Raw genomic sequence first — 24,197 nt, forward strand, 5'->3', positions numbered from 1 at the left:
AGTCCCATGAGGGACATTGGGGGCCTGTAGCTCAATGGTCAGAGCAGGGCGCTCATAACGCCTTGGTTGGGGGTTCAAGTCCCTCCGGGCCTACCAGATACCATAATTTTCCATTTTCCATCAGAGCTTTACCGTCATTTTTGGCGAGCCCACCGGAAGGCTCCGCGAAGCGTTCGTCTCCATTCGCCAGCGAGGGAGACTGAAAATCTCCGCTTCGGCCTTCTTCTGGCGACCGAACGCTTCGCAATATTTCCGCACTTCCTTGATGTCCGTATCGCATCACCTTAAGACGTCCCCCTCGGGTACTGCCAAGCGCCGGCAAATCAACCTCTCGCGAAGCATGTCTTTGATTTCGGCAGCTTTGACGGGACTGTCGCGGAAGTCCTTCTTCCGCAAGATGCCTTTGTTGCGGAGCGAGTGGCCAACTGCGTTCTGCTTCGGCGCCTGATCGCCCGCGCTGTCGGAATCCAATAGTGCCGCCAGCTTGAAAGCCTGTGCGTGAAATAGCGTCGCAAAATATTGGGTTAAACGGCTGGCAGCATGCAGGAGAAGGTCTATGATGCGGTGTGGTCCGGAGACCGCAAGCCCGGCGCCGATGGCAAGCTGCCCCCGGTGGTCAATACCGTCGATGTGAAAAAGGCAAGCTTCACCAATACGATCGGCGCCCCGGAGCTGATCACGGTCTGGACCGATCCGGAATTCGACCCGGCGCTGAAGGCGTTCTACTATGCCCGCGTCATCGAGATCCCGACCCCGCGCTGGACGGCCTTCGACGCGGCCTATTTCAAGGAGGCGAAGTTCACCGATGACGTGCCGATGACTATGACCGAGCGCGCCTACAGCTCGCCGATCTGGTATGGCCCGGCGAAGTGAGCGATGACGGAGCTTGGTGCAACCGTGCCTCTCGGCCGCCCGTTTGACGCGGCGGTCGAGGAGGTCATCGCGGCGCTGGCCGTCGAAGGGTTCGGAGTGGTGTCGCGCATCGACCTAGACAAGGCTTTTGCCGAGAATCTGGGCCGCGACTTTCGCCGCTATACCATCCTCGGGGTCTTCAATCCGGGCCTCGCGTACAAGGCCATCGCGGCGCGGCCCGATGTCGGGCTGCTCTTGCCCTGCAACGTGACGGTGGAGGACGCGCCGGAAGGCAGCCTCGTGCGCATCGTCGATGCGGGCCGGATGATGGCCATGGGCGATCTGGCCGAGACAGCAGAAATCGCCGAGCTTGCCGCGGATGCCTCGGCCCGGCTGGGCCGCGTGGCCGATGCGCTGCGCGGAAAAGCGAAAGGCTGATATTATGCCGAGACTCAGGGCGATCCTCACCTCGCCGCTGCTGCATTTCTTCGCGCTGGGCGCGCTCGCTTTCGGCTATTACGGCCTGGAGAACCCGGCCTCCGAGCAGCCCCCGCCAGAAAACGTACTGCGCCTTTCGGAAACCGATGCGCAGCGGCTGGCGCTGGATTTCGTCACCACCCGCCACCGCGCGCCCGATCCCGAGGAGCTGCGCGCCATGATCCGAGACTGGGCGATCGAGGAGGCTTCCGTGCGCGAAGCGCTGGCCCTCGGCCTCGACCAGGGCGACACGATGATCCGCAACCGGTTGCGCAACAAGATCGAATTCCTGGCCGAGGCTCCGGCCGCCGCCCTGACCCCGGACGATGCCACGCTCGAGGCCTATTACCGCGCGAATGCCGCGCGGTTCGGCCAGGACGCTGCGCTGAGTTTCGCGCAGGTGCTGCTGCCGGCCAATACCGGGCCGGCGGAGGTGCAGGCGGTGAAGGCGAAGCTCGAACAGGGCGCGGATCCCGCCGGGCTGAACGCATCGAGCCTCTTGCCGCCGAAGGTGGAGGCGATGGCGGCTCCGGCGGTGGAGCGTGTCTTCGGCCAAGGCTTCGGCGGCGAAGTCGCCGCGCTGCCGCTCGCGCGCTGGTCCGGCCCGGTGCACAGTGGTTTTGGCACGCATCTCGTGCGGCTGGAGGGCCGGCAGGAGGGCATCCTGCCGCCGCTCGAAAAGGTGCGCGCGCGTGTGCTGGCCGATTGGCGCGCCGATCAGGCCCTCAAAATGCGCGAAGCGCATATCGCCAATCTGCTGCGGCGCTACACACTTGAGCTTCCCGAAATTTCGGACGAGGCCCGGCCATGATCCTGCGCGCCGCCCTGCTTTGCCTGCTGGCGCTGCTGCAGCCCATGGCCGCGCGCGCCCATGCGCTGGATCCGGGCTACCTGGAGCTTTCGGCCATGGGCGGAGATCGCTGGCGCGTGACTTGGCGGATGCCGGATGTGGATGGCCGCCCGATGGCGATCACACCCGCCCTGCCCGCCCAATGCACGGCCGAGCCCGCGCCCCCGCCGCATTTCGATGGCCGCGGCTGGAGCACGGTCTCGCTCGCGGCCTGCCCGGGGGGCCTCGCCGGCGGTCAGATCCGTATCGAGGGGCTTGCGAATACCCGCACCGATACGCTGGTGCGCTACGAGACCGCGCCGGGCATGGCAATGACGCAGCGCCTCACGGCCGCCTCGCCAGCATTCACCGTGCCCCGGGATCCCGGGCATTTCGAGGTGTTCACCAGCTATGTCGCGCTTGGCGTGACCCATATCCTCGAAGGGGTCGACCATCTGCTGTTCGTGCTGGCGCTCCTCCTGCTCGTGCGCGATCCGCGCCGGCTGTTCTCGGCGGTGAGCGCGTTTACGTTTGCCCACAGCATCACGCTCGCCTGCGCAACCATGGGATGGCTGGATCTGCCCTCCGCGCCGGTTGAAGTGGTGATTGCGCTCTCGATCGTGTTTCTGGCCTGGGAGCTCGCGAAACCGGCGGGTCACCGCGATCCGCTCGCGCAAAGGTTCCCGGCGCTGGTCTCCTTCGGCTTCGGTCTCGTGCATGGCCTCGGATTTGCCGGTGCGCTGCGCGAGATCGGCCTGCCGCGGGGCACGATATCCCGATGACGCTTCTGTCCTTCAATATCGGGGTCGAGGCGGGGCAGCTGGTCTTCATCGGCGCCGTGCTCGCCTTTGGTGCGGCAGCCCGGCGCCCGTTTGCGGCAATACTCGTCGGGCCGGATAGTACGGTGATCATGACGCAGCATAACGCGTTCAACCCCGATCACGACATGACAGGGCATGCCGAGCGGGTTTTGATGACGCGCTCCTCGACGAGCTTCGAGCCCGCCTTTCTGCGCGAATGCACCATGTACACCTCGGCGGAACCCTGCGCGATGTGCGCCGGGGCTGCCGATTGGGCCGGGGTCAAAGCGGTCGTCTATGGGCTGTCGGAGCATCGGCTGAAGTCCATGACCGGAGATCATCCGGAAAATCCGACGCTCGATCTGCCCTGCCGTGCGGTTTTTTCTGCCGGTCAGCGTCCTGTGGAGGTCGTCGGTCCTCTGCTCGAGGATGAAGCGGCCGAGGTGTATGAGGGTGTCTGGCGCTGAGCCTCTGGCTGCGCGGCGCCGCTTCCGCGCCGTGCGCTTCGGGAGTGCTTTCGTGGCTCCCGGGCTTCCCCCTGAGCGTCTACATCGCGAGGATTTCGGCGCCCTGCTGGGGCTGAAGGGGTGTTCGCGGCGTTCTTCGGGCGCCGTCTTGATGCGCGGAAACACTGGCTATGTGATGGAATGTCCGGATCCATACGGCCATGACAGGCGCATATTGGTACGGGCGGTCGGACTCGAACCGACATGTATTGCTACGGCGGATTTTGAATCCGCTGCGTCTACCATTCCGCCACGCCCGCGTCGCTGCTTTTATGGGGTGCCCGGCGGCGCGCGTCAATCCGCGAAATATGGGCCGCGAAATATCGGCCGTGAAATACGGGAGGCCGCCAGCACCCGCTCAGAGATCGGATGCCGAGAAGGTATCGCAGGCGCCGACGTCGCCGCTGCGGAACCCTTCGGCGAACCAGCGCTGCCGCTGCTCCGATGTGCCATGGGTGAAGCTGTCGGGCATCGGGTGGCGCCCGGCATTGCGCTGCAGCGTATCGTCGCCGATGCGGGAGGCGGCATTCATCGCCTCGGCGATATCGCCCTCATCGAGGGAGCCGAACTGCTCCTGCGCGTGGCGCGCCCAGACGCCAGAGAAACAATCGGCCTGCAGCTCGACACGCACCGAAAGCGCATTGCTCTGCGCCTCGGAGGATTGCGCGCGCACCGCGTTCACCTTCGACAGGATCCCGAGCTCGTCCTGCACATGGTGCCCGACCTCATGCGCCACGACATAGGCCGCGGCGAAATCGCCCTGCGCGCCCAGCTGCCGCGACAGGGTCGCGAAGAAATCGGTATCAAGATAGACCTTCTTGTCCTCCGGGCAATAGAACGGCCCGGTCGCGCCCGAAGCCGTCCCGCAGGACGAGGGCGTGATCTGGCTGTAGAGCACGAGGGTGGTGGGGGTATAGCTCCGCCCCAACCCCTGGAAAATCTGCGTCCAGACTTCTTCGGTATCGGCCAGAACCACCGAGACGAAATCGCCCACCTGCCGGTCCTGATCGGTCAGCTCGCCCTGGGTCTGCACGCTCGGCCCGGTATCGGCGCCATTCAGCAGCGGCGTCAGATCCACGCCCAGGAAATAGCCCACCAGCACGATTGCCAGCAGCCCGAGCCCGCCCGCGCCACCGATCCGCAGCCCGCCGCCGCCCTGCCCGCGACGATCCTCGATATTGCCGCTGCCACGCCGCCCCTGCCACTTCATCGCATGCACTCCCGTTTCACGTTCCCGAGATTAACCTTCCTCGTGCTTTCGCAAAAGCCCCGTTGCGCTTGACCTGCGCCGCGCCACGGGGGAAGCATCGGAAAACACGAGGGGTACGATGTTCCGCAAGCTCTACCACTGGACGCTCAGCCTGGCCGGGCATCCGCGCGCCGAGGGCGCATTGGGCGCGATCAGCTTTGTCGAAAGCTCTTTCTTCCCGATTCCCGCCGATGTGCTGTTCGTGCCGATGTGCCTGTCGCGCCCCGAGAAGATCTGGCGCTACGCCTTCATCGCCTCGCTGTTCTCGGTTCTGGGCGGGATTTTCGGCTGGCTTCTCGGCCATTACGCCTTCGATCTCGTCGGGCGCCCGATGCTGGAGGCGATGGGCAAGATGGACAGCTTCGAGAAGCTGCAGGGCACCACCGGCGATCTGGCGATCCTCGCGATGCTGGTGACCTCGGGCCTCGCGCATGTGCCGCCGATGAAGGTGGTGACGATCCTCGCGGGCGTGATCAGCTTCAACCCGGTGCTGTTCATCCTCTCGGCCATCGTGGCGCGGGGCGCGCGGTTCTATGGGCTGGCCTGGCTCCTCTCGCGCTACGGCGCGCAGATTGCGCATTTCATCGAAAAGCGCATGGCCTGGATTGCGGTCGGGCTGCTGGTGCTGCTGGGCCTCGCCTGGTTCCTGCTGAAAGGCTGAAAAAATGCTGAAGACCTTCACCACCCCGCGCGGCCTCGTCGCGCTGGCTGCGGGCGGATCGGCCGCCGTGCTGGCGGGTGCGCTCCTGTTCCAGGCGGCCGGGTATCCGCCCTGCCCGCTCTGCATCGATCAGCGCTGGCCGCATCTGGCGGCGGCGGTGCTCGGGGCGCTGATCCTTGCGTTCCGGCTGCCGATGGTGCTGGCGCTGCTCGGTGCGCTGGCGGCGGCGATCACCGGCGGCATCGGGGTCTATCATTCGCTGGTGGAGCGGCACCTGATCCAGGGCCCGACCAGCTGCACCTCCTCCGCGCCGGGCTCGATGTCGGCCGCCGATCTGCTGCAGCAGATCCAGAACGCGCCGCTGATCCGCTGCGATGAAATCGCCTGGCAGATGCTCGGCATCACCATGCCGAACCTGAATGCGGTCTTCTCGCTGCTGTTCGCGGCGCTCTGGCTCCTGGCATGGGCGAAATCCCGCAGGGCCTGAGCGCCCTGCCCGTTCACGATTGCACCCAAACGCTTGATTGCGCTATAGTGGCGCCCAACAAGATCTAGAAGAACGAGCGAGCTTCGTGACCGACACTCCCGACACGCCGGAAACCCTCGACGAAGGGCCGAAACGCCCTGTTTATGACGGGCCGACCGTCTCGATCGCCGAGGAGATGAAGACCGCCTATCTCGATTACGCGATGAGCGTGATCGTGTCGCGCGCGATCCCCGATCTGCGCGACGGGTTGAAGCCGGTGCACCGGCGCATCCTCTATGCGATGTTCGAGACCGGCAACACGCATGACAAGGCCTATCGCAAATCGGCGCGTCCGGTGGGCGACGTCATGGGGAAATACCACCCGCACGGGGATGCGGCGATCTATGACGCGCTGGTGCGGATGGCGCAGGATTTCTCGATGTCGCTGCCGCTCCTCGATGGGCAGGGCAACTTCGGCTCCATGGACGGCGATTCTGCGGCGGCCATGCGCTATACCGAAGTCCGGATGGACAAGCCTTCGGCCTATATGCTGGCCGATATCGAGAAAGAGACCGTCGACTTCCAGGACAACTATGACGGCAAGGACCGCGAGCCGACGGTGCTGCCGGCGCGGTTCCCGAACATGCTGGTCAATGGCGCGGGCGGCATTGCCGTGGGCATGGCCACCAACATCCCGCCGCACAACCTGGGCGAGGTGGTGGATGCCACCCTCGCGCTGATCGAGAGCCCGGACATGTCCTCCGAGGCGCTGATGGAGATCATCCCGGGCCCGGATTTCCCCACCGGCGCACAGATCATGGGCCGGGGCGGCGCGCGCAAGGCCTATCTGGAGGGCCGCGGTTCGGTGATCATCCGCGCCAAGACCCGGATCGAGGAAGTGCGCAAGGACCGCCACGCGATCATCGTGGACGAGATCCCCTATCAGGTGAACAAGGCGGCGATGATCGAGAAGATCGCCGAGCTGGTGCGCGACAAGCGGCTGGAGGGCATCTCTGGCATTGCCGACGAATCCGACCGGGTCGGCGTGCGGGTGGTGATCGAGCTGAAGCGCGATGCGACCCCCGATGTGGTGCTGAACCAGCTCTATCGCTTCACGCCGCTGCAGACCTCCTTCGGCTGCAACATGCTGGCGCTGAACGGGGGCCGGCCCGAAACCCTGACACTGCGCGATTTCCTTACGCATTTTATCACCTTCCGCGAAGAAGTGGTGGCCCGGCGCACGGCGTTCGAGCTGCGCCGCGCGCGCGAGCGCAGCCATATCCTGTGCGGCCTCGCGGTTGCGGTGTCGAACGTGGACGAGGTCGTGGCGACGATCCGCGGTTCGAAAGACCCGGCCGAGGCGCGCGACCGGCTGATGACGCGGCGCTGGCCCGCCCATGAGATCGCCGAATACATCCGGCTGATCGACGACCCGCTGCACGAGATGAACGCCGACGGCACCTACAACCTCTCCGAGGCGCAGGCCCGCGCGATCCTGGATCTGCGGCTGCAGCGGCTGACGGCGATGGGGGTGCAGGAAGTCACCGACGAGCTGGTGGAGCTGGCGGGCAAGATCCGCGAGTATCTGGCCATTCTCGGCTCGCGCGAGCGGATCATGGCGATCATCTCCGACGAGCTGCGCGAGGTGAAGGGGCTGTTCGCGGTGCCGCGGCGCACCGAGATCGTCGACTGGGCCGGAGACCTCGAGGACGAGGACCTGATCGAGCGCGAGGATATGGTGGTGACCATAACCTCGGGCGGCTACATCAAGCGTACGCCGCTGGCCGAATTCCGCGCGCAGCGCCGCGGCGGCAAGGGTCTCGCCTCGATGCAGACCAAGGAAGACGATGTGGTGACCACGCTGTTCGTGGCCAATACCCATGCACAGCTGCTGTTCTTCACCACCGACGGCATGGTCTACAGCCTGAAATGCTGGCGCCTGCCGCTCGCGGGGCGCACATCGAAGGGCAAGGCCATCGTCAATATCCTGCCGATCCCGCAGGGCGTGAGCATCGCCGCGCTGATGCCGGTGGATGCGCCCGAGGCGGAATGGGATGGCTATCAGGTGTTTTTCGCCACCTCGGATGGCGATGTGCGCCGCAATGCGCTGAGCGATTTCGCCAAGGTGATGCGCAACGGCAAGCGTGCGATGGAGCTGCCCGAAGGGGTGACGCTGGTCGATACCCGGATGTGTACCGAGGACGACGACATCATGCTGGTGATGGCGGGCGGGCGCGCGATCCGCTTCCCGGTGCCGGAGGTGCGGGTGTTCAAGGGCCGCTCCTCCACCGGCGTGCGCGGCGTGCGGCTGGCCGAGGGCGACAAGGTCGTCTCGATGTCGGTGATCCGCCATTTCGATGCGGAGCCCTGGGAGCGGGTGGAGTTCATCAAGCGCTACCGCGCCGAGCTCGGCGCCGATGAGGAGCCGGGCGAGATCACCGAGAGCGACGACGAGGATGCGGATGCCGAGGGCATTCTGGGCGATGACCGCTATGCGGAAATGCTGGCGGCGCAGGACCTGATCCTCACCATCACGGCGAAGGGCGTGGGCAAGCTGACCTCCTCGCACGATTATCCCGTGCGCGGGCGCGGCGGCCAGGGCGTCACCGCCTTCGAGAAGAGCATGCGCGGGGGGGCGCTCGTCGCCTCCTTCCCGGTGGAGATGCCCGATCAGGTCATGCTCGCCACCTCCACCGGCCAGTCGATCCGCTGCCCGGTCGAGGGGATCTCCTTCCGCTCCCGCTCCGCAGGCGGCGTGAAGGTGTTCAATACCGGCGCAGACGAGGAAGTCGTCTCGGTCGCGCGGATCGCCGATCAGGAGCCTGAGGGCGAAGAATGAGAATTCCCCGTGCGGGCAATCCCGCGCGGGCCAGACAGGGGCGGCGTCAGACCGCCCGAACCACATGAGGTACAAGATGCAGAAAGCTATCGTGCTGGCGCTCGGCGCCATGCTCCTGCCCGCCGTTGCCGGCGCCGAAATCACCGGCGCGGAAATCGGCGGCGAATATTCGACCCTGGCGGACGGCAAGGCCCGCGACGTCAACAAATCCACCCTGGGTGGCGCCATGGAATTCGGCTTCGGCCAGTTCGGCGCCCAGATCGACCTGAAGCAGCGCTACTACGGGCTGGCCGACTGGGACGGCACCACCTTCGGCCTGCACGGGATCTATCACCTGAATTCCGGCTCGATCGGCGTTTTCGTCGGCAAGGACTGGATCCACCATGACCGCGTGGAAAACTACGGCCTCGAATATGCCTCGAGCATCGGCGCGCTGAACTACGACGCCTCCTATGCCTGGCTCGACGGGCGCAAGGACGATGGCTATGCGATCACCTTCGACGGCAGCGTCCCGATGAACGACCGCCTCAGCCTCGGCGGCAAGTTCGCCACGGTCCAGGCCGATTCCGACCTGACCCGCCTCGGTGCCACGGCGAATTACGAGATCACCCCCGGCCTGATGGGCAATGCCGAGCTGGGCGTCGCCTCGCTGGAGGATTCGGACAACGAAGTCTTCCTGACGCTTGGCCTGAAGGCGGTGTTCGGCGCGAACCAGGGTGTGACCTTCGGCACTCGCGGTCTGCAGGAAATCCTGCCCGGGAAGTGATTGCAACGCCACGGGCGGGGCGCTACATCCCCGCCCATGGAAACGCTACATATCATCGGCGGCGGCATGGCCGGATCCGAGGCTGCCTGGCAGGCGGCCTCCATGGGGGTGCCGGTCGTCCTGCACGAGATGCGCCCGAAGGTCGGGACCTTCGCGCATCAGAGCGGCAATTTCGCGGAAATGGTCTGTTCGAATTCGTTCCGCTCGGACGATGACGAACGCAATGCCGTGGGCCTGCTGCATTGGGAAATGCGTGCGGCCGGCGGGCTGATCATGCAGATGGCGGACCGCCACCAGCTGCCCGCGGGCGGCGCACTGGCGGTGGACCGCGAGGCCTTTGCGGAAGCCGTCACCGCGGCACTGCGCTCCCATCCGCTGATCTCCTTCGCGGAGGGCGAGATCACCGAGCTGCCGCGCGAAGGGCACTGGATCATCGCGACCGGGCCGCTCACTTCCGGCGCGCTGGCCGAGAGCATCCGCACCGAGACCGGGGCCGAAAGCCTGGCCTTCTTCGATGCCATTGCGCCCATCGTCTATGCCGAGAGCATCGACATGGATGTTGTCTGGCGCCAGAGCCGCTATGACAAGGGCGAGACCGAGGAAGAGCAGAAGGCCTATCTGAACTGCCCGATGACGAAGCCGCAGTACGAGGCCTTCATCGACGCGATTCTGGCCGCGGAGAAGACCGAGTTCCACGAGGGCGAAACGGCGGGCTATTTCGATGGCTGCCTGCCCATTGAGGTGATGGCCGAACGCGGGCGCGAGACCCTGCGCTATGGGCCGATGAAGCCCATCGGCCTGACCAATGCGCATCAGCCCGATGTGAAGCCCTATGCGGTGGTTCAGCTGCGCCGCGACAATGCGCTCGGCACGCTCTATAATATCGTGGGCTTCCAGACGAAGATGAAATACGGTGCGCAAACCTCTGTTTTCCGGATGATTCCGGGGCTGGAGAACGCCTCTTTCGCGCGCCTTGGCGGGATCCACCGCAACACCTTCCTGAATTCGCCGACGCTTCTGGACGACCGGATGCGGCTGCGCACGCGGCCCGGGCTGCGCTTCGCGGGGCAGATCACCGGGGTCGAGGGCTATGTGGAAAGCGCGGCGATGGGGCTCCTGGCGGGGCGAATGGCCGCGGCCGGGCTCCTCGGGCGCGATCTGCCGCCGCCGCCGCCCGAAACCGCGATGGGCAGCCTGATCCATCACATCACCGGCGGCGCCGAGGCCAAGACCTTCCAGCCGATGAACGTGAACTTCGGCCTCTTCCCCCCGATCGACGCCAAGGGCGGCCGGCGCGGCCGCAAGGACCGCTACAAGGCCTATACAGACCGCGCCAAGGACGCGTTCCGCGCATGGCTGGCGCAGTAGTCACCCGGTTTGCGCCCTCGCCGACCGGGCCGCTGCACCTTGGCCATGCCTATGCGGCGATGGTGGCGCATGACATGGCGCGCGCCGCGGGCGGGCGCTTCCTGCTGCGGATCGAGGATATCGACCGGCAGCGCGCGAAGCCCGAATGGGAGGCGCAGATCTACGACGATCTGCGCTGGCTCGGCCTCGACTGGGACGGGCCGGTGATGCGGCAATCGGAGCGCCTGCCTGCATACCGCGCGGCGCTGGCCGATCTCTGGGCGCGCGGGCTCCTGTTCCCCTGCAGCTGCAGCCGGAGCGACATCGAACGTGCGGCCTCCGCCCCGCAGGAGGGCGCGCCCCACGGCCCCGATGGCATCATCTATCCGGGCACCTGCCGCGGCGTTCCGGCGCGGGGGCCGCTGCCGGAGGCAGCGCTGCGGCTGCGGATGTTCCGCGCGGCGCGGGATTGCAGCTTCGTGGAGACCGGCCCCCGCCACAAAGGGACACAGCGGATTTCGCGCGAACACCTGGTACATGCCGTGGGCGATGTGGTGCTGGCGCGGCGCGAGATGGGCACGTCCTATCACCTGTCGGTGGTGCTCGATGATGCGGCGCAGGGCATTACCCATGTGACCCGCGGCGAAGACCTGTCCGAGGCGACGCAGATCCATGTGGTACTTCAGGCTCTGCTTGAGCTTCCGGCGCCAACCTATTGCCATCACAGCCTGATCCGCGATCCGGATGGGAGGCGCCTTGCCAAGCGCGACGATGCCCGGGCGATCGCGCTCTACCGGGCCGAAGGTGCCACGCCCGCCGATATCCGGCGGATGGTCGGGCTCACATCGGATCGAGGATGACGGTCGCGGTGCCGTTTCTCAGCGCCGTGTAAAAGCACGAGCGCCGGTTCGTGTGGCAGGCGGGCCCCGCCTGATCCACGAGCAGAAGCAGGCAGTCGCGGTCGCAGTCGATCCGCAGCTCGACCAGCTTTTGCACATGGCCCGAGGTCGCACCCTTTGCCCAGAGCTCCTGCCGCGAGCGCGACCAATAGGTCACCTGCCCGCTGCGCAGCGTCTCGCTCAGGCTCTCGGCCGTCATCCAGGCCATCATCAGCACCTCGCCGGTCGCGTGATCCTGCGCGATGGCGGGGATCAGGCCGTTGGCATCGTATTTCAGCGTGGCGGGATCGAAGTGCATCCGGGGCTTTCCTCTGTCGCGGGACGCTCATATCTAAGGCGGGAAACGCCCCGAGGGAAGCCATGAGCGATTCCGACCTGTTCAAGCTCTATTCGCAGCAGATCCTGGCGCTGGCCGCCACGATCCCGCATACCGAGCCGCTGCCCCACCCCAGTGCCAGCGCCCGGAAGCGCGCGCCGCTCTGCGGATCGACCGTGGAGGTCACGGTGCAGCTGGACGGCGACCGGATCGCGGCCTTCGGGCAGAAGGTGCAGGCCTGCGCGCTTGGCCAGGCTTCGGCGTCGATTTTTGGGGCGCAGGTGCTGGGCCTTACGCGCAGTGAGGTGGCGCGGCTTTGCGCGGAGCTGGAGGCGATGCTCGCGGGCGGGCCGGTGCCTGCGGCCCCGTTTGCGGGCTATGAGGTGCTGCAGGCGGCGCGGGCCTATCCGAACCGGCATGCCTCGATCCTGCTCGCGCCACAGGCCACGCTGGCGGCGCTGAGCTAGGCCTCCAGAACCTCGGCGCTCTGCGCCATCGCCGCGAAATCGGTGGCGAGCAGGGCCATCGTCACATCGAAGATCGCGCGCGCGGATTGCCCCGCATCCGGCAGACCAAAGCCCAGAACCGCATCCGGCACGACCGTGACCCGGAAGCCCAGATCCGCGGCCGCGCGCACTGTGTAATTCACGCAAAACCCCGCCACCGCCCCCACGACGACCAGATCGCTGCAGCCTGCCGCCCGCAGCCAGGCTTCCAGATCCGTCGAGGCGAAAGCGGAAGAGGTGCGCTTTTCGAAGATCGGCTCGGAGCCCTCGGCTTCGGCGCAGGGCATTGGCGGATAACCCGTGGCCGCAGGATGAAAGCCCGAGGCCGGATCCTCCTCCCGGTGCCGGACATGGACAACGGGCCAGCCGCGCTGCCGGAATGCGGCCGCAAGTGCCGCGACCCGGGCCGGCGCCTCGGTGTTGACATGGTCATAGCCCGCATCGATCCGGCGCTGCATGTCCATCTGCATGTCGATGATGATGAGTGTCTTCGCCATTCACCGTCCTCCCCGTTTCCCCTCCGGTTAACATGTCTGTGCAGAAGAAAAAACGCCGCCATCGCAGGGATGGCGGCGCAGGAAGCGCTTTCAGTCAGGCGGTCCGCGGGGACAGATGCGGGCGCGAAAGCGCGAGGCAGTTCAGAGAAAACCGGGCAAAAACAGCACCCCCACGAAGGTAACGCAGAGCGACACGGCGCCGAGCGCATCGTGCCACAGCCGGGGGTTGCGGGCGAAAATGGCGGGCAGATCCTTATGCATTCCGTAACCTCCATGCTGTTGTTGCTAAATTGTTCTCATGATTCTTAATGCCTGTAAAGAACTTTGTGAGAACATTCAGCCAACATCCAGCAAACGGAAAGCGCGATCCTGTTCCATCAGCCAGAGCAGGCTCCGTGCCGCCTGGCCGCGCGGGCTGGTGAGCTCCGGGTCGCGCTCGAGGAGCGCGCGGGCATCCGTTTGTGCAATGGCCATCAGCCCGGCCTGGCGCTCCAGATCGGCGATGCGGAACCGCGGCAGGCCCGATTGCGCGGTGCCGATCACATCGCCCGCGCCGCGCATGGCGAGATCTTCCTCGGCGATGCGGAACCCGTCCTCGGTCTCGCGCAGGATAAGCAGGCGGCGCTCGCCGGTCTCGCTCAGGGGCGCCTGATAGAGCATCAGGCAGGTCGAATCGGCGGCGCCGCGGCCCACCCGCCCGCGCAGCTGGTGCAGCTGTGCGAGGCCGAAGATTTCGGCCCGCTCGATCACCATGATCGAGGCATTGGGGACATTGACGCCGACCTCGATCACGGTGGTGGCCACGAGGACGCGCGTCCGCCCGGAGACGAAATCCGCCATGGCGGCGTCCTTCTCCGCAACGGGCATCTGGCCGTGCACGAGCCCGACGACCCCTTCGCCCAGGTCCGCACGCAGCGCGCGGAAACGGTCCTCGGCCGAGGTCAGATCGACCTTTTCGCTTTCCTCGACCAGCGGGCAGACCCAATAGGCCTGCCGCCCCTCTGCGACGGCACGTTTCAGATGATCGATCACCTCGGGCAGGCGCTCCGTGGCCATCAGCGCGGTGCGGACGGGCTTGCGGCCCGGCGGCTTTTCGTCCAGCAGGCTCACATCCATATCGCCATATTGCGCCAGCGCGAGCGAACGCGGGATCGGCGTTGCGGTCATCACCAGTACATCCACCCGCTCGCCCTTCGCGCCGAGCTCCATTCGCTGCGCGACCCCGAACCGGTGCTGTTCGTCGATGACGACCAGCCGCAGATCGTGAAACGCCACATCCTTCTGAAACACCGCATGGGTGCCCACCAGGATCTGTATCCGGCCCTGCGCGAGATCATCGAGCTTTTCGCTGCGCTCAGTGCCCTTGTCGCGCCCGGTCAGAACCTCGACGCGTACGCCCGCCGCCGCAGCCAGCGGCGCTAGCCCCTCCAGATGCTGGCGTGCGAGGATTTCGGTCGGTGCCATCATCACCCCCTGCCCGCCCGCCTCAACCGCCGTCAGCAGCGCGAGCAGGGCGACGAGGGTCTTGCCCGCACCGACATCGCCCTGCAGGAGCCGGTTCATCCGCCGCTCCGACGCCATATCGGCCCGGATTTCGGCGACGGATCGGGTCTGTGCCCCAGTCGGCGGCCAGGGCAGAGCCGCAAGAACGCGGCCGCTCAGGGCGCCGTCGCCCTGGGTGATGCGCCCCTTCAGGCGCCGTTCGCGGCGGCGGGCCAGCGCCAGCGTGAGCTGATGCGCGAAGAGCTCATCGTAAGCGAGCCGCGCCCGAGACGGCGCACCCTGCGCAACCGGCTGCGCCCCGCGCGGCTGGTGCGCCTCGCGCAGGGCCCCGGCCCAGTCCGGCCAGGCTTCGCGCATGAGGAGACCCGGATCTATCCATTCGCCGAGCTGCGGCAAGCGGGCCAGCGCGCCCTCGGCCGCCTTTGCCATCAGCCGCTGCGTAACGCCTGCGCCGAGCGGATAGACGGGCTCGAAGGCCGGTAGGCGATCGGCCTCCTCCGGCAGGAAAACGTGATCGGGATGGACCATCTGTACCGAGCCCTCGAACGCCTCGATCTTGCCCGAGACGAGGCGGCGGGCGCCGATGGGGAGGGTCTTCTCCAGATAGTCGCCGCGGGCGTGAAAGAACACGAGCGTGAATTCCGCCGCGGCATCCTGCACCAGCACCCGCGACGGCCCGCCCTTGCGCCGCGCGGGCATATGGGCGCGCACGACGACCTCCACGGTCGCGACACACGGCGCCACCAGCTCGCGCACGGAAGCCACAGGCCGGCGATCCACGACAGCGTAGGGCAGCGCGAACAGCATGTCGCGCGGGCGTTCTATTCCCAATGGTTCCAGTGCCTTGGCCGTTTTCGCTCCGATACCGGGCAGCGTCTCGATGCCCGCGAACAGGGGAAAGAGGGCTGCGGGCCGTCCGCTCATACGCCCCCCGCCAGCGCGATCCAGGCGTCTTCGTCGATCACCTCGATGCCGAGCTCCGCGGCCTTCTTCGCCTTCGAACCAGCGCCCGGCCCGGCAATCAGCAGGTCGGTTTTGGCCGAGACCGAGCCCGCAACCTTGGCGCCAAGCGCCTCGGCGCGGGCCTTCGCTTCCGCCCGGGTCATGCGTTCGAGCGTTCCGGTGAACACCAGGGTTTTACCGGCGACGGGACTATCTGTGGCCACCCGCTGCGCCACCGGCTCGGCGCTGACATAGGCCATCAGCCGGTCGATCGCCGCGCGGTCGGAGGAATGGTTGAGCGAGGTCACCAGAGCCTGCGCCGTGGTTGCGCCGATCCCGTCGATGGACATCAGCTCGGCCCAGGCGCCGCTCGCCGGATCATCCGCGGCGCGCATGGCAGTGATAAACGCGTCCCAGCTGCCGTAGTGCCGCGCGAGCAGGTTCGCGGTTTCCTCGCCGATGTGGCGGATGCCGAAGGCGAAGATCAGCCGGTTCAGCGGCACGCTGCGCCGCTCACGGATGGCGCGGAACAGGTTGGTAACGGATTTGTCGCCGAAGCCGTCGCGGTTCTTCAGCTTGCGCAGCGGGTTGGCCGCGTCGCGTTCCTCCAGCGTGAAAATGTCTACCGGCTCCCGCACGCGCAGGTCGTCATCCTCAAAAAACATTTCCAGCTGGCGTGGGCCGAGGCCCTCGATATCGAAGGCCGCGCGCGAGACGAAATGCTTCAGCTTTTCAAGTGCCTGCGCGGAGCAGTTCAGCCCGCCGGTGCAGCGGCGGACGGAATCGCCCTCCTCCCGGATCGCGGCGGAGCCACAGATCGGGCAGGTCTGCGGAAAGACATAGGGCACAGCCTCCGCCGGGCGGCGCGAGAGGTCGATATCGGCGACCTTGGGGATCACGTCGCCGGCGCGGTAGACCTGCACCCAGTCGCCCTCGCGGATATCTTTGCCTGCGCGGATCTCCTGCCCGCGGGAATCGCGGCCGCGGATATAATCTTCGTTGTGCAGCGTGGCATTGGAGACGACGACGCCGCCCACCGTCACCGGAAGCAGGCGTGCGACCGGGCTCAGCGCGCCGGTGCGGCCGACCTGGATCTCGATCTTCTCGAGCCGGGTCCAGGCGAGTTCTGCGGGGAATTTATGCGCGAGGGCCCATCGCGGCGTGGTGGCCCGAAAGCCCAGCCGGCGCTGGAGCGCGAGATCGTTGACCTTGTAGACGACGCCGTCGATATCATAGCCCAAGGTCGCTCGCTGCGCTTCGATCGCGCGGTATTGCGCCATCATCGCATCCGGTGTTTCACACAGCACCGTGAGCGGGTTGGTGCGAAATCCGAAGGCGCGGAACCGGGCGATGGCCTCGAACTGGGTTTCCGCGAGCGGATCCGACAGCGCGCCCCAGGCATAGGCGAAGAAGCGGAGATTGCGCCGCGCCGTGATCCGCGCGTCGAGCTGGCGCAGCGATCCGGCGGCGGCATTGCGCGGGTTGGCGAAGAGGCGCTCCCCGCGGCTTTCCTGGGCGGCATTGAGGGCGGCGAAATCGGCATGGCTCATATAGACTTCGCCGCGGACTTCGAGGACCGCTGGCGCGCCTTCTATCCGCTGCGGAATTTCCGCGATCGTCCGCGCATTCTCGGTGACATTCTCGCCGACCTCCCCATCACCCCGGGTCGCGGCCTGCACGAGCAGCCCATGCTCGTAGCGCAGCGACAGCGAAAGCCCGTCGATCTTCGGCTCGGCGGTATAAGCCAAGGGAGAATCCGCGCCGAGCCCGAGATAGCTGCGCACGCGGGCATCGAAATCGCGCAAGTCTTCTTCAGAGAATCCGTTCTCGAGGCTCACCATGCGAACCTCGTGCACGATCTTACCGAAGCCCTCAGCGACGGTGGCACCGATTTTTTGCGTCGGGCTGTCCGCCGCGGCCAGCTGCGGGAACCGGGCCTCAAGCGCCGCCAAACGCCGCTTGAGCAGGTCGTACGCCGCATCCGATATCTCCGGCGCATCGAGCGTATGATACGCGGTATTCGCCGCCTCGATCGCCCGGGAAAGGCGGGCGATCTCGTCGGGGGCCTCCGTTGGCGTCACCCGGGACACGTCATCGGTCAGGGGTGCGACCGGCTCCGGCGTGGGGTCAGTTGTCATCTGGCTCTCCTCGGCTGCCCCCAATCCATAGGGTCAGCCGGGAAGGTCGTCCAGAGGCCTCAGGCCGTGGCGGCGATGCGCCGCCCCATCTCGCCCTGATCCGGGTCGCGCAGCACATAGCCCCGGCCCCAGACCGTCTCGATATAATTGTCGCCATCGGTGGCTTCTGCGAGCTTCTTGCGCAGCTTGCAGATGAACACGTCGATGATCTTCAGCTCCGGTTCATCCATGCCGCCGTAGAGATGGTTCAGAAACATCTCCTTGGTCAGCGTGGTGCCCTTGCGCAGGCTCAGCAGTTCCAGCATCTGATATTCCTTGCCGGTCAGATGCACGGTCTTGCCAGCGGCCTGGACCGTCTTGGCATCCACATTGACGGCAATCTTGCCGGTGCGGATCACGGATTGCGAATGGCCCTTGGACCGGCGGATGATCGCATGAATTCGCGCGATCAGCTCTTCGCGGTGGAACGGCTTCGTCATGTAATCGTCCGCACCGGAGCCGAAGCCCTTGATCTTGTTGTCGGTGTCATCGGCACCGGTCAGGATCAGGATCGGCGTTTCGACCCGTGCGAGCCGCAGCTGGCGCAGGACCTCCAGGCCGTTCATATCCGGCAGGTTGAGGTCCAGAAGGATCAGGTCGTAATCGTAGAGCTTGGCGAGGTCGATTCCTTCCTCGCCAAGATCGGTGCAATAGACGTTCAGATTCGCGTGGGTCAGCATCAGTTCGATGCTGCGCGAGGTCGTCGGATCGTCCTCCACCAACAGGATCCGCATTGTGGGTGCTCCGCGTTAATCACTCAATCACCAATGACCGTTGCATCAACTGGTTAACACGGAGTTACTGTCGCAGGTTTTTCCCCCATCGCAACTTAAAGTTGTCGATATTTCTGGATCGCTGTGACTTTCAGGCCAGCAATGCCATGGCGCTGCACCGCATCCGACCAGAGGTCATATTCCTCCTCCGACAGATTGTATTTTTCCAGCACCTCGGCCCGCGAGATCAGCCCGTATGTCACGGCCTGAACCACCGTCGCCTTGCGCGAGGCCACCCACCTGCGGGTATCGCCGGGCGGAAGATCTGCCCGGGTCAGTATGGTCCCGTCCGGCAATGTCACCGAACGTGGACCGTTCACTTTCTTCAGATACATAGTCGCACCCCTTCACTCCATGCGGGTCACGATGCGGGGAGCGACTTAACGACGGGTGAAACGCACTCTTGAGAGTATTTAGCATTTTCATATATTCCTTCGGTTCTCGCGAAAGGACCGCCAAAATGCGCATGGATCCGCCTATCCAGTTGAATTCGCTCGGACTACCCAAACCGCCCAGCGAAACCCGAGTCGTCGTTGCCATGTCTGGCGGCGTCGACAGCTCTGTTGTGGCGGCGATGCTGAAGGAAGAGGGCTACGATGTCGTGGGCGTCACCTTGCAGCTTTATGACCATGGCGCGGCGCTCGCGAAGAAGGGCGCGTGCTGCGCGGGGCAGGATATTCACGATGCCCGGCGCGTGGCCGAGGCGATGGGATTCCCGCATTACGTCCTCGATTACGAGAACACCTTCCGCGAGGCGGTGATCGAGGAATTCGCCGATGCCTACCTCTCGGGCGCGACGCCGGTGCCCTGCATCCGCTGCAACGAACGGGTGAAGTTCAAGGACCTGCTGGAGACCGCGCGCGACCTCGATGCCGACTGCATGGCGACCGGGCATTACATTCAGCGCAAGGCAGGCATGCATGGGGCGGAACTCCACTGCGCGGCCGATCCGAATCGCGATCAGAGCTATTTCCTGTTCTCCACCACGCCCGAGCAGCTGGAATTCCTGCGGTTCCCGCTCGGCCATCTGCACAGCAAGGCCGAAACCCGGGCGCTTGCGGCGAAATACGGCCTTGCCGTCGCCGACAAGCCCGACAGCCAGGACATCTGCTTCGTGCCGAACGGCAATTATGCCAGCGTGATCGAGAAGCTGCGCCCCGGTGCGGCCGACCCGGGCGAGATCGTCGACCTGGCGGGCAACGTGCTCGGCACCCATCGCGGCGTGATCCATTACACCATCGGCCAGCGCCGCGGCCTCGGCATCGGCGGGCTCGGTGACCCGCTCTATGTGGTGAAGCTCGATCCGGCGGCGCGGCGGGTGATCGTCGGCCCGAAGGAGGCCCTTGCCACCCGCACGATCCCGGTGCGCGAGATCAACTGGCTCGGCGATGCCCCCCTGACCTCGCAGCCGGAGTGGCACCTTTCGGTGAAGGTACGCTCGACCCGACCGCCGCGCGAAGCGATCCTGCGCCCGATCAGCGAGACCGAGGCCGAAGTCGAACTGCTGAGCGCCGAAGAGGGCGTAAGCCCCGGCCAGGCCTGCGTTTTCTACGAAACCGAAGGCAGCCGGATCCTTGGCGGCGGCTGGATCTGGAAGGGCCGCGGCTAACGCTGCATCACATATTTCCCGGGCGCCGGATAGCGTGCGGCATAGCCCGCCTCCGCATTGCCCATCGGCGGCGGCGCGACCATCTCGCCCCTGGTCTGCGCCCGCAGCCAGTCGGCCCAGGCCGGCCACCAGGATCCCGGCTGCTGCGGCACCTGCTGGGCCCAGTCCGCGGGCCCCGGATGAGTGCGCCCGGGGGTATGGGTCATGATCCGGTGCTTCGCCCGCGGGTTGCCCGGCGCGGCAACAATGCCGGTATTGTGCCCACCCAACGCCAGCGCGAAGGTCACCTCGCCGCGCAGGAGCCAGGTCAGCTTGTAGACCGAGGTCCAGGGCGCGATATGGTCATTCTCCGTCGCCACGGCAAAGACCGGCAGCTTGATGTCCTGCAAGAAGATCTGGCTGCCGCCGACCTTCATCCGGCCTTCGGCGAGGTCATTGTCCAGGAACAGCCAGCGCAGATATTCGGAATGCATGCGGAACGGCATCCGCGTCGCATCCTCCGACCAAGCGCCGAGCGGCGATGGCAGGTCGCGCTCGCCCATCACATATTCGCGCACCATCTTTGACCAGATCAGGTCTTGCGACTTCAGCATGGAGAAGGTGCCCGCCATCGCCTCCTTGCCGAGCACGCCCTCCTCCCACATCATATCCTCGAGGAGCGAGAGCTGGTCTTCGTTGGTGAACAGGCTCAGCTCGCCCGCTTCGGTGAAATCCACCTGCGCGGCCAGCATGGTCATGGAGGCGAGGCGGTTGTCGCCGTCGCGCGCCATCGCAGCCGCGGAGACCGACAGCAGCGTGCCGCCCAGGCAATAGCCGAGCCCATGCACCTTCGGCGCGCCGGTGATCGCCGTCACGGCCTGCAGCGCATCGACGACGCCGAGCTTGCGGTAATCGTCGAAGCCGAGGTTCCGGTCTTCGGGCCCGGGGTTCTTCCAGCTGATGCAGAACACGGTAAATCCCTGATCCACCAGCCATTTTATCAGGGAATCCGTGGCGGTTAGATCCAGGATATAGTATTTCATGATCCAGGCCGGAACCAGAAGCACCGGCACCGGCTGCACCTTCTCCGTGCTCGGCGCATATTGGATCAGCTCGATCAGGCGGTTGTGGTACACAACCTGCCCCGGTGTGGCCGCGACCTCCTCGCCCGGCGTGAATTCGATGGAATGTTCATCGACATTCATCAGCCGTTTGACCAGATCCTCGGCCCAGAACTGCGTGCCCCGCATCAGGTTCGCGCCGCCCTCGTCCTTGGTCCGGGCCAGAAGCTGCGGGTTCGTGGCCAGGAAGTTCGACGGCGAGAGCATGTCCAGCATCTGCCGGCGGTAGAAATCCACCAGCCGGGTGTGATGCGCATCCACACCGGGCAGGCCGATGACCGCGTGCTTCCACCACTGCTCGCTGAGCAGATAGCCCTGCGACAGCACCGAGAACGGGAATTTCGCCCATTCCGGCGAGGAGAAGCGCCGGTCGGGCGTGATCGGGGGGCGCCCCGGATGCTCGCCCGAAAGGGTCGCCGCGGCCCAGGCCAGGAGCTTCTGGCTGTCCGCCACCGCCTTCCAGGCGAGTTCCATCTGCCGGCCCGGGCTCAGAGCCAGATGCGTCGCCCAGTCGAAGAAGGCGGAGCTCATGGAATAGGCGGAGAGCCCGCCTTCGGCGCGGCCCAGCAGCGCCCGATAGGCCCGGTCCAGATGCCGGAACGGAGATTCGGCCGCGCGCCCCTCCTCGGCGCGCAGCGCGGGCACCCCGGGGGGCACCGGAACCGGCAGCTTCGCCGCAGGTGCGAGCGGCAGCTCCGCCGCCTTGCGTGCGGCCCGCGGCGCCGCCGCAGCCTTTGCCGCAGGTGCCTTTGCCGCTGCGCGCGCAGGCTTCGCGGCCGGGGCCTCGCTGGTTTCGGCGGGGGGCGTATCTGCGGGAGGGGAGGTTTTCTTGCGGGCGGTTCGATGCGCCTCCGTCCTTTCCGTACGAACGACCTAGCCGCCCGTCCGGCGACCGCTTCCCGTCTCCCGTCCCGTCACCTGTGCCTCCGTTGGTAACGCCCCCAGCGATCCGCCGGGGGCCGGTTGATCTCAGTCTAGTCCGACTTCGCCTTCGGTGTCATCATCGCCACGCCCTCCTCCGACGCGCTGCGGATCGCCTCTTCCGCCAATGTGGCGACAGAAGAGGCAAGCTTGTCCGTTTCCGAGGCATAATCCGCCATCATCTTCTGCCAGAATCCCTGCCACAGGCCGATCGCCTCGGTCGGCGTTTCCGCCTTGGACAGGGTGCCGAGGAATTGGCGGTCGCGTACGAGCCGTGCGCGCAGGAATTCCAGCGTCTCGATATTATGCTTCAGCATCGCTTCGGCCATGCGGGCCTGAGGCTTGACGAACATCGCCCAATTCGTGGCCGACATGTCCGGCAGCGCATCGGTGAAACCCTTCAGGGGGTCGCTCGTTGCTTTCGTGGTCATTTCAGATCTCCTCTCCCAGTCTTCGCGCAGCATATCACACCCGCAGGGCCCCCGCGGTATTTGATCTGCATCAAGAAAAGCCCCCGGCGCCGGGGCACCGGGGGCGGAAATGTTGCGGCTGCGCTGGAATCAGGCGCGGCAGGTGCCGTCGCCGGTGACCAGATACTTGAACGAGGTCAGCTGTTCGGCGCCCACCGGCCCGCGCGCATGCAGCTTGCCGGTGGCGATGCCGATCTCCGCGCCCATGCCGAATTCGCCGCCATCAGCGAACTGGGTCGAGGCATTGCGCATCAGGATCGCCGAATCGAGCCGGGTGAAGAAGCGCGCGGCGGTGGCATCATCCTCGGTCAGGATCGATTCCGTATGGCTCGAGCCATAGCGCCGGATATGGGCGATCGCCTCATCCACCCCGTCCACGATCCGCGCGGCACAGATCATGTCCAGAAACTCGCGGCCGAAATCCTCGGGCGCGGCCGGAACCGTGCCCGGCACCTGCAGCAGCGCCCCCTCGGTGCGCACCTCGACCCCGGCCGCCACCAGATCCGCGATCAGCACCGGGCCATGACGCTCCAGGAAGGCGCGGTCGATCAGCAGGCACTCCATCGCGCCGCAGATCCCGGTGCGCCGGGTCTTTGCGTTCAGCACCACGCGGCGCGCCTTTTCCAGATCGGCCGCGCCATCGGCATAGATATGGCAGATCCCCTCCAGATGCGCGAAGACCGGCACCCGCGCCTCGGCCTGTACGAGACCGACGAGCCCCTTGCCGCCGCGCGGGATGATCACGTCGATATGCGCCACCGCCTGGAGCATTTCGCTCACCGCGGCGCGGTCGCGCGTGGGCACCAGCTGGATCGCGGCCTCGGGCAGGCCCGCGGCGCGCAGCCCCTCCGCCAGGCAGGCATGGATCGCCTGTGAGGAATGGAAGCTCTCCGAGCCGCCGCGCAGGATCACCGCATTGCCGGATTTCAGGCACAGCGCGCCGGCATCCGCCGTCACGTTCGGGCGCGATTCATAGATCACCCCGACCACCCCCAGGGGCGTACGCACGCGCTGGATGTGCAGCCCCGTCGGCCGGTCCCATTCGCTGATCACCTGGCCCACCGGATCGGGCTGGGCCGCCACCGCGCGCAGCCCGCGCACGATGCCCTCCACCCGCGCCTCATCGAGCATCAGCCGGTCCATCATCGCCGGGCTCAGGCCCTTGTTCGCGCCATAGGCCAGATCTTCGCCATTGGCGGCGATCACCTCGGCGCGGCGTGCCCAGAGCACATCGGCGGCATGGGTCAGCGCCTGCGCGCGGATCTCGGCTGGGGCGAAGGCGAGCTCGGCTGCGGCGGCGCGCGCGGTGGCCCCCAGCGTATCGATCAGGCTCTTGGCGTCCAACTGGTCCTTCATGGCAGGCTCCTTTTCACGGAAGCCCCGTATAGGCCATGGCCCGCGCCCGGGCAAGCATCTGAGAGGGGAGAAAGTGGCGCGGTTGACGGGGCTCGAACCCGCGACCCCCGGCGTGACAGGCCGGTACTCTAACCAACTGAGCTACAACCGCGCTATGCTCGAGGGCGATCCGGAAGGGTGGCGCGGTTGACGGGGCTCGAACCCGCGACCCCCGGCGTGACAGGCCGGTACTCTAACCAACTGAGCTACAACCGCTCAACCCTTCCCGGATCGCCATCCGAGCGTGTGGGGTGTTTACGCAGGCCCGCGCGCCCCGTCAAGCGGCCCCGTGCGAAA

At 66.2% G+C, this 24,197-nt stretch carries 23 protein-coding genes and 4 tRNA genes; 14 read left to right on the forward strand and 13 right to left on the reverse strand.

Annotated elements, in window-relative coordinates; translation table 11 throughout:
• Nucleotides 1-20 precede the first annotated feature (20 nt).
• The 6 genes from ACOMG5_RS13755 to ACOMG5_RS13780 all read left to right on the forward strand — a co-directional run bounded on the left by ACOMG5_RS13755 (nucleotide 21) and on the right by ACOMG5_RS13780 (nucleotide 3,425).
• Nucleotides 21-96, forward strand: a tRNA-Ile gene (locus tag ACOMG5_RS13755).
• A gap of 444 nt (nucleotides 97-540) precedes the next feature.
• On the forward strand, nucleotides 541-873 hold the full coding sequence (locus ACOMG5_RS13760) for a DUF3604 domain-containing protein (RefSeq protein ID WP_420344372.1): 333 nt from the start codon (nucleotides 541-543) through the stop codon (nucleotides 871-873).
• A gap of 3 nt (nucleotides 874-876) precedes the next feature.
• Nucleotides 877-1,290 (forward strand): DUF302 domain-containing protein, encoded by a 414-nt coding sequence (locus tag ACOMG5_RS13765; RefSeq protein ID WP_420344373.1) that lies wholly within the window; start codon nucleotides 877-879, stop codon nucleotides 1,288-1,290.
• A gap of 4 nt (nucleotides 1,291-1,294) precedes the next feature.
• Nucleotides 1,295-2,140 carry a peptidyl-prolyl cis-trans isomerase gene (locus ACOMG5_RS13770; RefSeq protein ID WP_420344374.1) on the forward strand — a complete coding sequence of 282 codons (846 nt, stop codon included), beginning with the start codon at nucleotides 1,295-1,297 and terminating at the stop codon, nucleotides 2,138-2,140.
• Entirely contained in the window at nucleotides 2,137-2,940 is an 804-nt protein-coding gene (locus ACOMG5_RS13775; RefSeq protein ID WP_420344375.1) for a HupE/UreJ family protein, read from the forward strand. The genes ACOMG5_RS13770 and ACOMG5_RS13775 overlap by 4 nt, the downstream gene beginning before the upstream one ends.
• Nucleotides 2,937-3,425 carry a deaminase gene (locus ACOMG5_RS13780; protein ID WP_420344376.1) on the forward strand — a complete coding sequence of 163 codons (489 nt, stop codon included), beginning with the start codon at nucleotides 2,937-2,939 and terminating at the stop codon, nucleotides 3,423-3,425. Before ACOMG5_RS13775 ends, ACOMG5_RS13780 begins: the two co-directional genes overlap by 4 nt.
• A gap of 215 nt (nucleotides 3,426-3,640) precedes the next feature.
• On the opposite strand, the gene ACOMG5_RS13785 is transcribed toward ACOMG5_RS13780, so the two are convergent.
• Both ACOMG5_RS13785 and ACOMG5_RS13790 read right to left on the reverse strand, forming a co-directional pair.
• Nucleotides 3,641-3,724 (reverse strand) — tRNA-Leu (locus ACOMG5_RS13785).
• 98 nt (nucleotides 3,725-3,822) lie between these two features.
• Nucleotides 3,823-4,674, reverse strand: coding sequence for a neutral zinc metallopeptidase (locus ACOMG5_RS13790; RefSeq protein WP_420344377.1), 852 nt, complete (start codon nucleotides 4,672-4,674; stop codon nucleotides 3,823-3,825).
• Nucleotides 4,675-4,792: 118 nt separating this feature from the next.
• Between ACOMG5_RS13790 and ACOMG5_RS13795 the strand changes: the two genes are divergently transcribed.
• From ACOMG5_RS13795 to gluQRS, 6 genes are all read left to right on the forward strand, one after another.
• Nucleotides 4,793-5,374, forward strand: coding sequence for a YqaA family protein (locus ACOMG5_RS13795; protein ID WP_420344378.1), 582 nt, complete (start codon nucleotides 4,793-4,795; stop codon nucleotides 5,372-5,374).
• Nucleotides 5,375-5,378: 4 nt separating this feature from the next.
• Nucleotides 5,379-5,861: a disulfide bond formation protein B gene (locus ACOMG5_RS13800; RefSeq protein ID WP_420344379.1), complete on the forward strand. Its 483-nt coding sequence runs from the start codon at nucleotides 5,379-5,381 to the stop codon at nucleotides 5,859-5,861.
• Between the two features lie 85 nt (nucleotides 5,862-5,946).
• Nucleotides 5,947-8,679, forward strand: coding sequence for a DNA gyrase subunit A (gene gyrA / locus ACOMG5_RS13805; RefSeq protein WP_420344380.1), 2,733 nt, complete (start codon nucleotides 5,947-5,949; stop codon nucleotides 8,677-8,679).
• 76 nt (nucleotides 8,680-8,755) lie between these two features.
• On the forward strand, nucleotides 8,756-9,445 hold the full coding sequence (locus tag ACOMG5_RS13810) for a hypothetical protein (protein WP_420344381.1): 690 nt from the start codon (nucleotides 8,756-8,758) through the stop codon (nucleotides 9,443-9,445).
• Nucleotides 9,446-9,481: 36 nt separating this feature from the next.
• Nucleotides 9,482-10,813 carry a methylenetetrahydrofolate--tRNA-(uracil(54)-C(5))-methyltransferase (FADH(2)-oxidizing) TrmFO gene (gene trmFO, locus ACOMG5_RS13815; protein WP_420344382.1) on the forward strand — a complete coding sequence of 444 codons (1,332 nt, stop codon included), beginning with the start codon at nucleotides 9,482-9,484 and terminating at the stop codon, nucleotides 10,811-10,813.
• Complete coding sequence (gene gluQRS, locus ACOMG5_RS13820) at nucleotides 10,798-11,652, forward strand: tRNA glutamyl-Q(34) synthetase GluQRS (RefSeq protein WP_420344383.1); 855 nt, start codon at nucleotides 10,798-10,800, stop codon at nucleotides 11,650-11,652. The genes trmFO and gluQRS overlap by 16 nt, the downstream gene beginning before the upstream one ends.
• Here the strand turns inward: gluQRS and hisI are convergent.
• Complete coding sequence (gene hisI / locus ACOMG5_RS13825) at nucleotides 11,633-11,989, reverse strand: phosphoribosyl-AMP cyclohydrolase (RefSeq protein ID WP_420344384.1); 357 nt, start codon at nucleotides 11,987-11,989, stop codon at nucleotides 11,633-11,635. The genes gluQRS and hisI overlap by 20 nt on opposite strands.
• Before the next feature lie 62 nt (nucleotides 11,990-12,051).
• Between hisI and ACOMG5_RS13830 the strand changes: the two genes are divergently transcribed.
• Nucleotides 12,052-12,474 (forward strand): iron-sulfur cluster assembly scaffold protein, encoded by a 423-nt coding sequence (locus tag ACOMG5_RS13830; protein ID WP_420344385.1) that lies wholly within the window; start codon nucleotides 12,052-12,054, stop codon nucleotides 12,472-12,474.
• Here the strand turns inward: ACOMG5_RS13830 and ACOMG5_RS13835 are convergent.
• The 5 genes from ACOMG5_RS13835 to ACOMG5_RS13855 all read right to left on the reverse strand — a co-directional run bounded on the left by ACOMG5_RS13835 (nucleotide 12,471) and on the right by ACOMG5_RS13855 (nucleotide 18,740).
• Entirely contained in the window at nucleotides 12,471-13,010 is a 540-nt protein-coding gene (locus ACOMG5_RS13835) for an isochorismatase family protein (protein WP_420344386.1), read from the reverse strand. The two genes, ACOMG5_RS13830 and ACOMG5_RS13835, sit on opposite strands and share 4 nt — an antisense overlap.
• A 336-nt stretch (nucleotides 13,011-13,346) precedes the next feature.
• The gene (recG, locus tag ACOMG5_RS13840; protein WP_420344387.1) at nucleotides 13,347-15,437 is read right to left on the reverse strand and encodes an ATP-dependent DNA helicase RecG; all 2,091 of its coding nucleotides are present in this window, start codon (nucleotides 15,435-15,437) and stop codon (nucleotides 13,347-13,349) included.
• Complete coding sequence (gene ligA / locus ACOMG5_RS13845; protein WP_420344388.1) at nucleotides 15,434-17,593, reverse strand: NAD-dependent DNA ligase LigA; 2,160 nt, start codon at nucleotides 17,591-17,593, stop codon at nucleotides 15,434-15,436. The genes recG and ligA overlap by 4 nt, the downstream gene beginning before the upstream one ends.
• Before the next feature lie 59 nt (nucleotides 17,594-17,652).
• A complete protein-coding gene (ctrA, locus tag ACOMG5_RS13850) occupies nucleotides 17,653-18,366 on the reverse strand; it encodes a response regulator transcription factor CtrA (RefSeq protein ID WP_420344389.1) in 714 nt (237 codons plus the stop codon).
• 95 nt (nucleotides 18,367-18,461) lie between these two features.
• Nucleotides 18,462-18,740 carry a DUF1153 domain-containing protein gene (locus tag ACOMG5_RS13855; RefSeq protein ID WP_420344390.1) on the reverse strand — a complete coding sequence of 93 codons (279 nt, stop codon included), beginning with the start codon at nucleotides 18,738-18,740 and terminating at the stop codon, nucleotides 18,462-18,464.
• A 131-nt stretch (nucleotides 18,741-18,871) separates the two neighbouring features.
• Between ACOMG5_RS13855 and mnmA the strand changes: the two genes are divergently transcribed.
• A complete protein-coding gene (gene mnmA / locus ACOMG5_RS13860) occupies nucleotides 18,872-20,014 on the forward strand; it encodes a tRNA 2-thiouridine(34) synthase MnmA (RefSeq protein ID WP_420344391.1) in 1,143 nt (380 codons plus the stop codon).
• On the opposite strand, the gene ACOMG5_RS13865 is transcribed toward mnmA, so the two are convergent.
• The 5 genes from ACOMG5_RS13865 to ACOMG5_RS13885 all read right to left on the reverse strand — a co-directional run bounded on the left by ACOMG5_RS13865 (nucleotide 20,011) and on the right by ACOMG5_RS13885 (nucleotide 24,116).
• Nucleotides 20,011-21,759: a PHA/PHB synthase family protein gene (locus ACOMG5_RS13865; protein WP_420344392.1), complete on the reverse strand. Its 1,749-nt coding sequence runs from the start codon at nucleotides 21,757-21,759 to the stop codon at nucleotides 20,011-20,013. The two genes, mnmA and ACOMG5_RS13865, sit on opposite strands and share 4 nt — an antisense overlap.
• 329 nt (nucleotides 21,760-22,088) lie before the next feature.
• Nucleotides 22,089-22,466 (reverse strand): phasin family protein, encoded by a 378-nt coding sequence (locus tag ACOMG5_RS13870; RefSeq protein WP_420344393.1) that lies wholly within the window; start codon nucleotides 22,464-22,466, stop codon nucleotides 22,089-22,091.
• Nucleotides 22,467-22,595: 129 nt separating this feature from the next.
• On the reverse strand, nucleotides 22,596-23,861 hold the full coding sequence (locus tag ACOMG5_RS13875; RefSeq protein ID WP_420344394.1) for a glutamate-5-semialdehyde dehydrogenase: 1,266 nt from the start codon (nucleotides 23,859-23,861) through the stop codon (nucleotides 22,596-22,598).
• Between the two features lie 74 nt (nucleotides 23,862-23,935).
• Nucleotides 23,936-24,012: transfer RNA gene (locus tag ACOMG5_RS13880), tRNA-Asp, on the reverse strand.
• A gap of 27 nt (nucleotides 24,013-24,039) precedes the next feature.
• A tRNA-Asp gene (locus tag ACOMG5_RS13885) sits at nucleotides 24,040-24,116 on the reverse strand.
• Nucleotides 24,117-24,197: the final 81 nt, after the last annotated feature.

Origin of the sequence: Paenirhodobacter sp. (assembly GCF_041916475.1) — a bacterium.
GTDB lineage: Bacteria > Pseudomonadota > Alphaproteobacteria > Rhodobacterales > Rhodobacteraceae > Rhodobacter.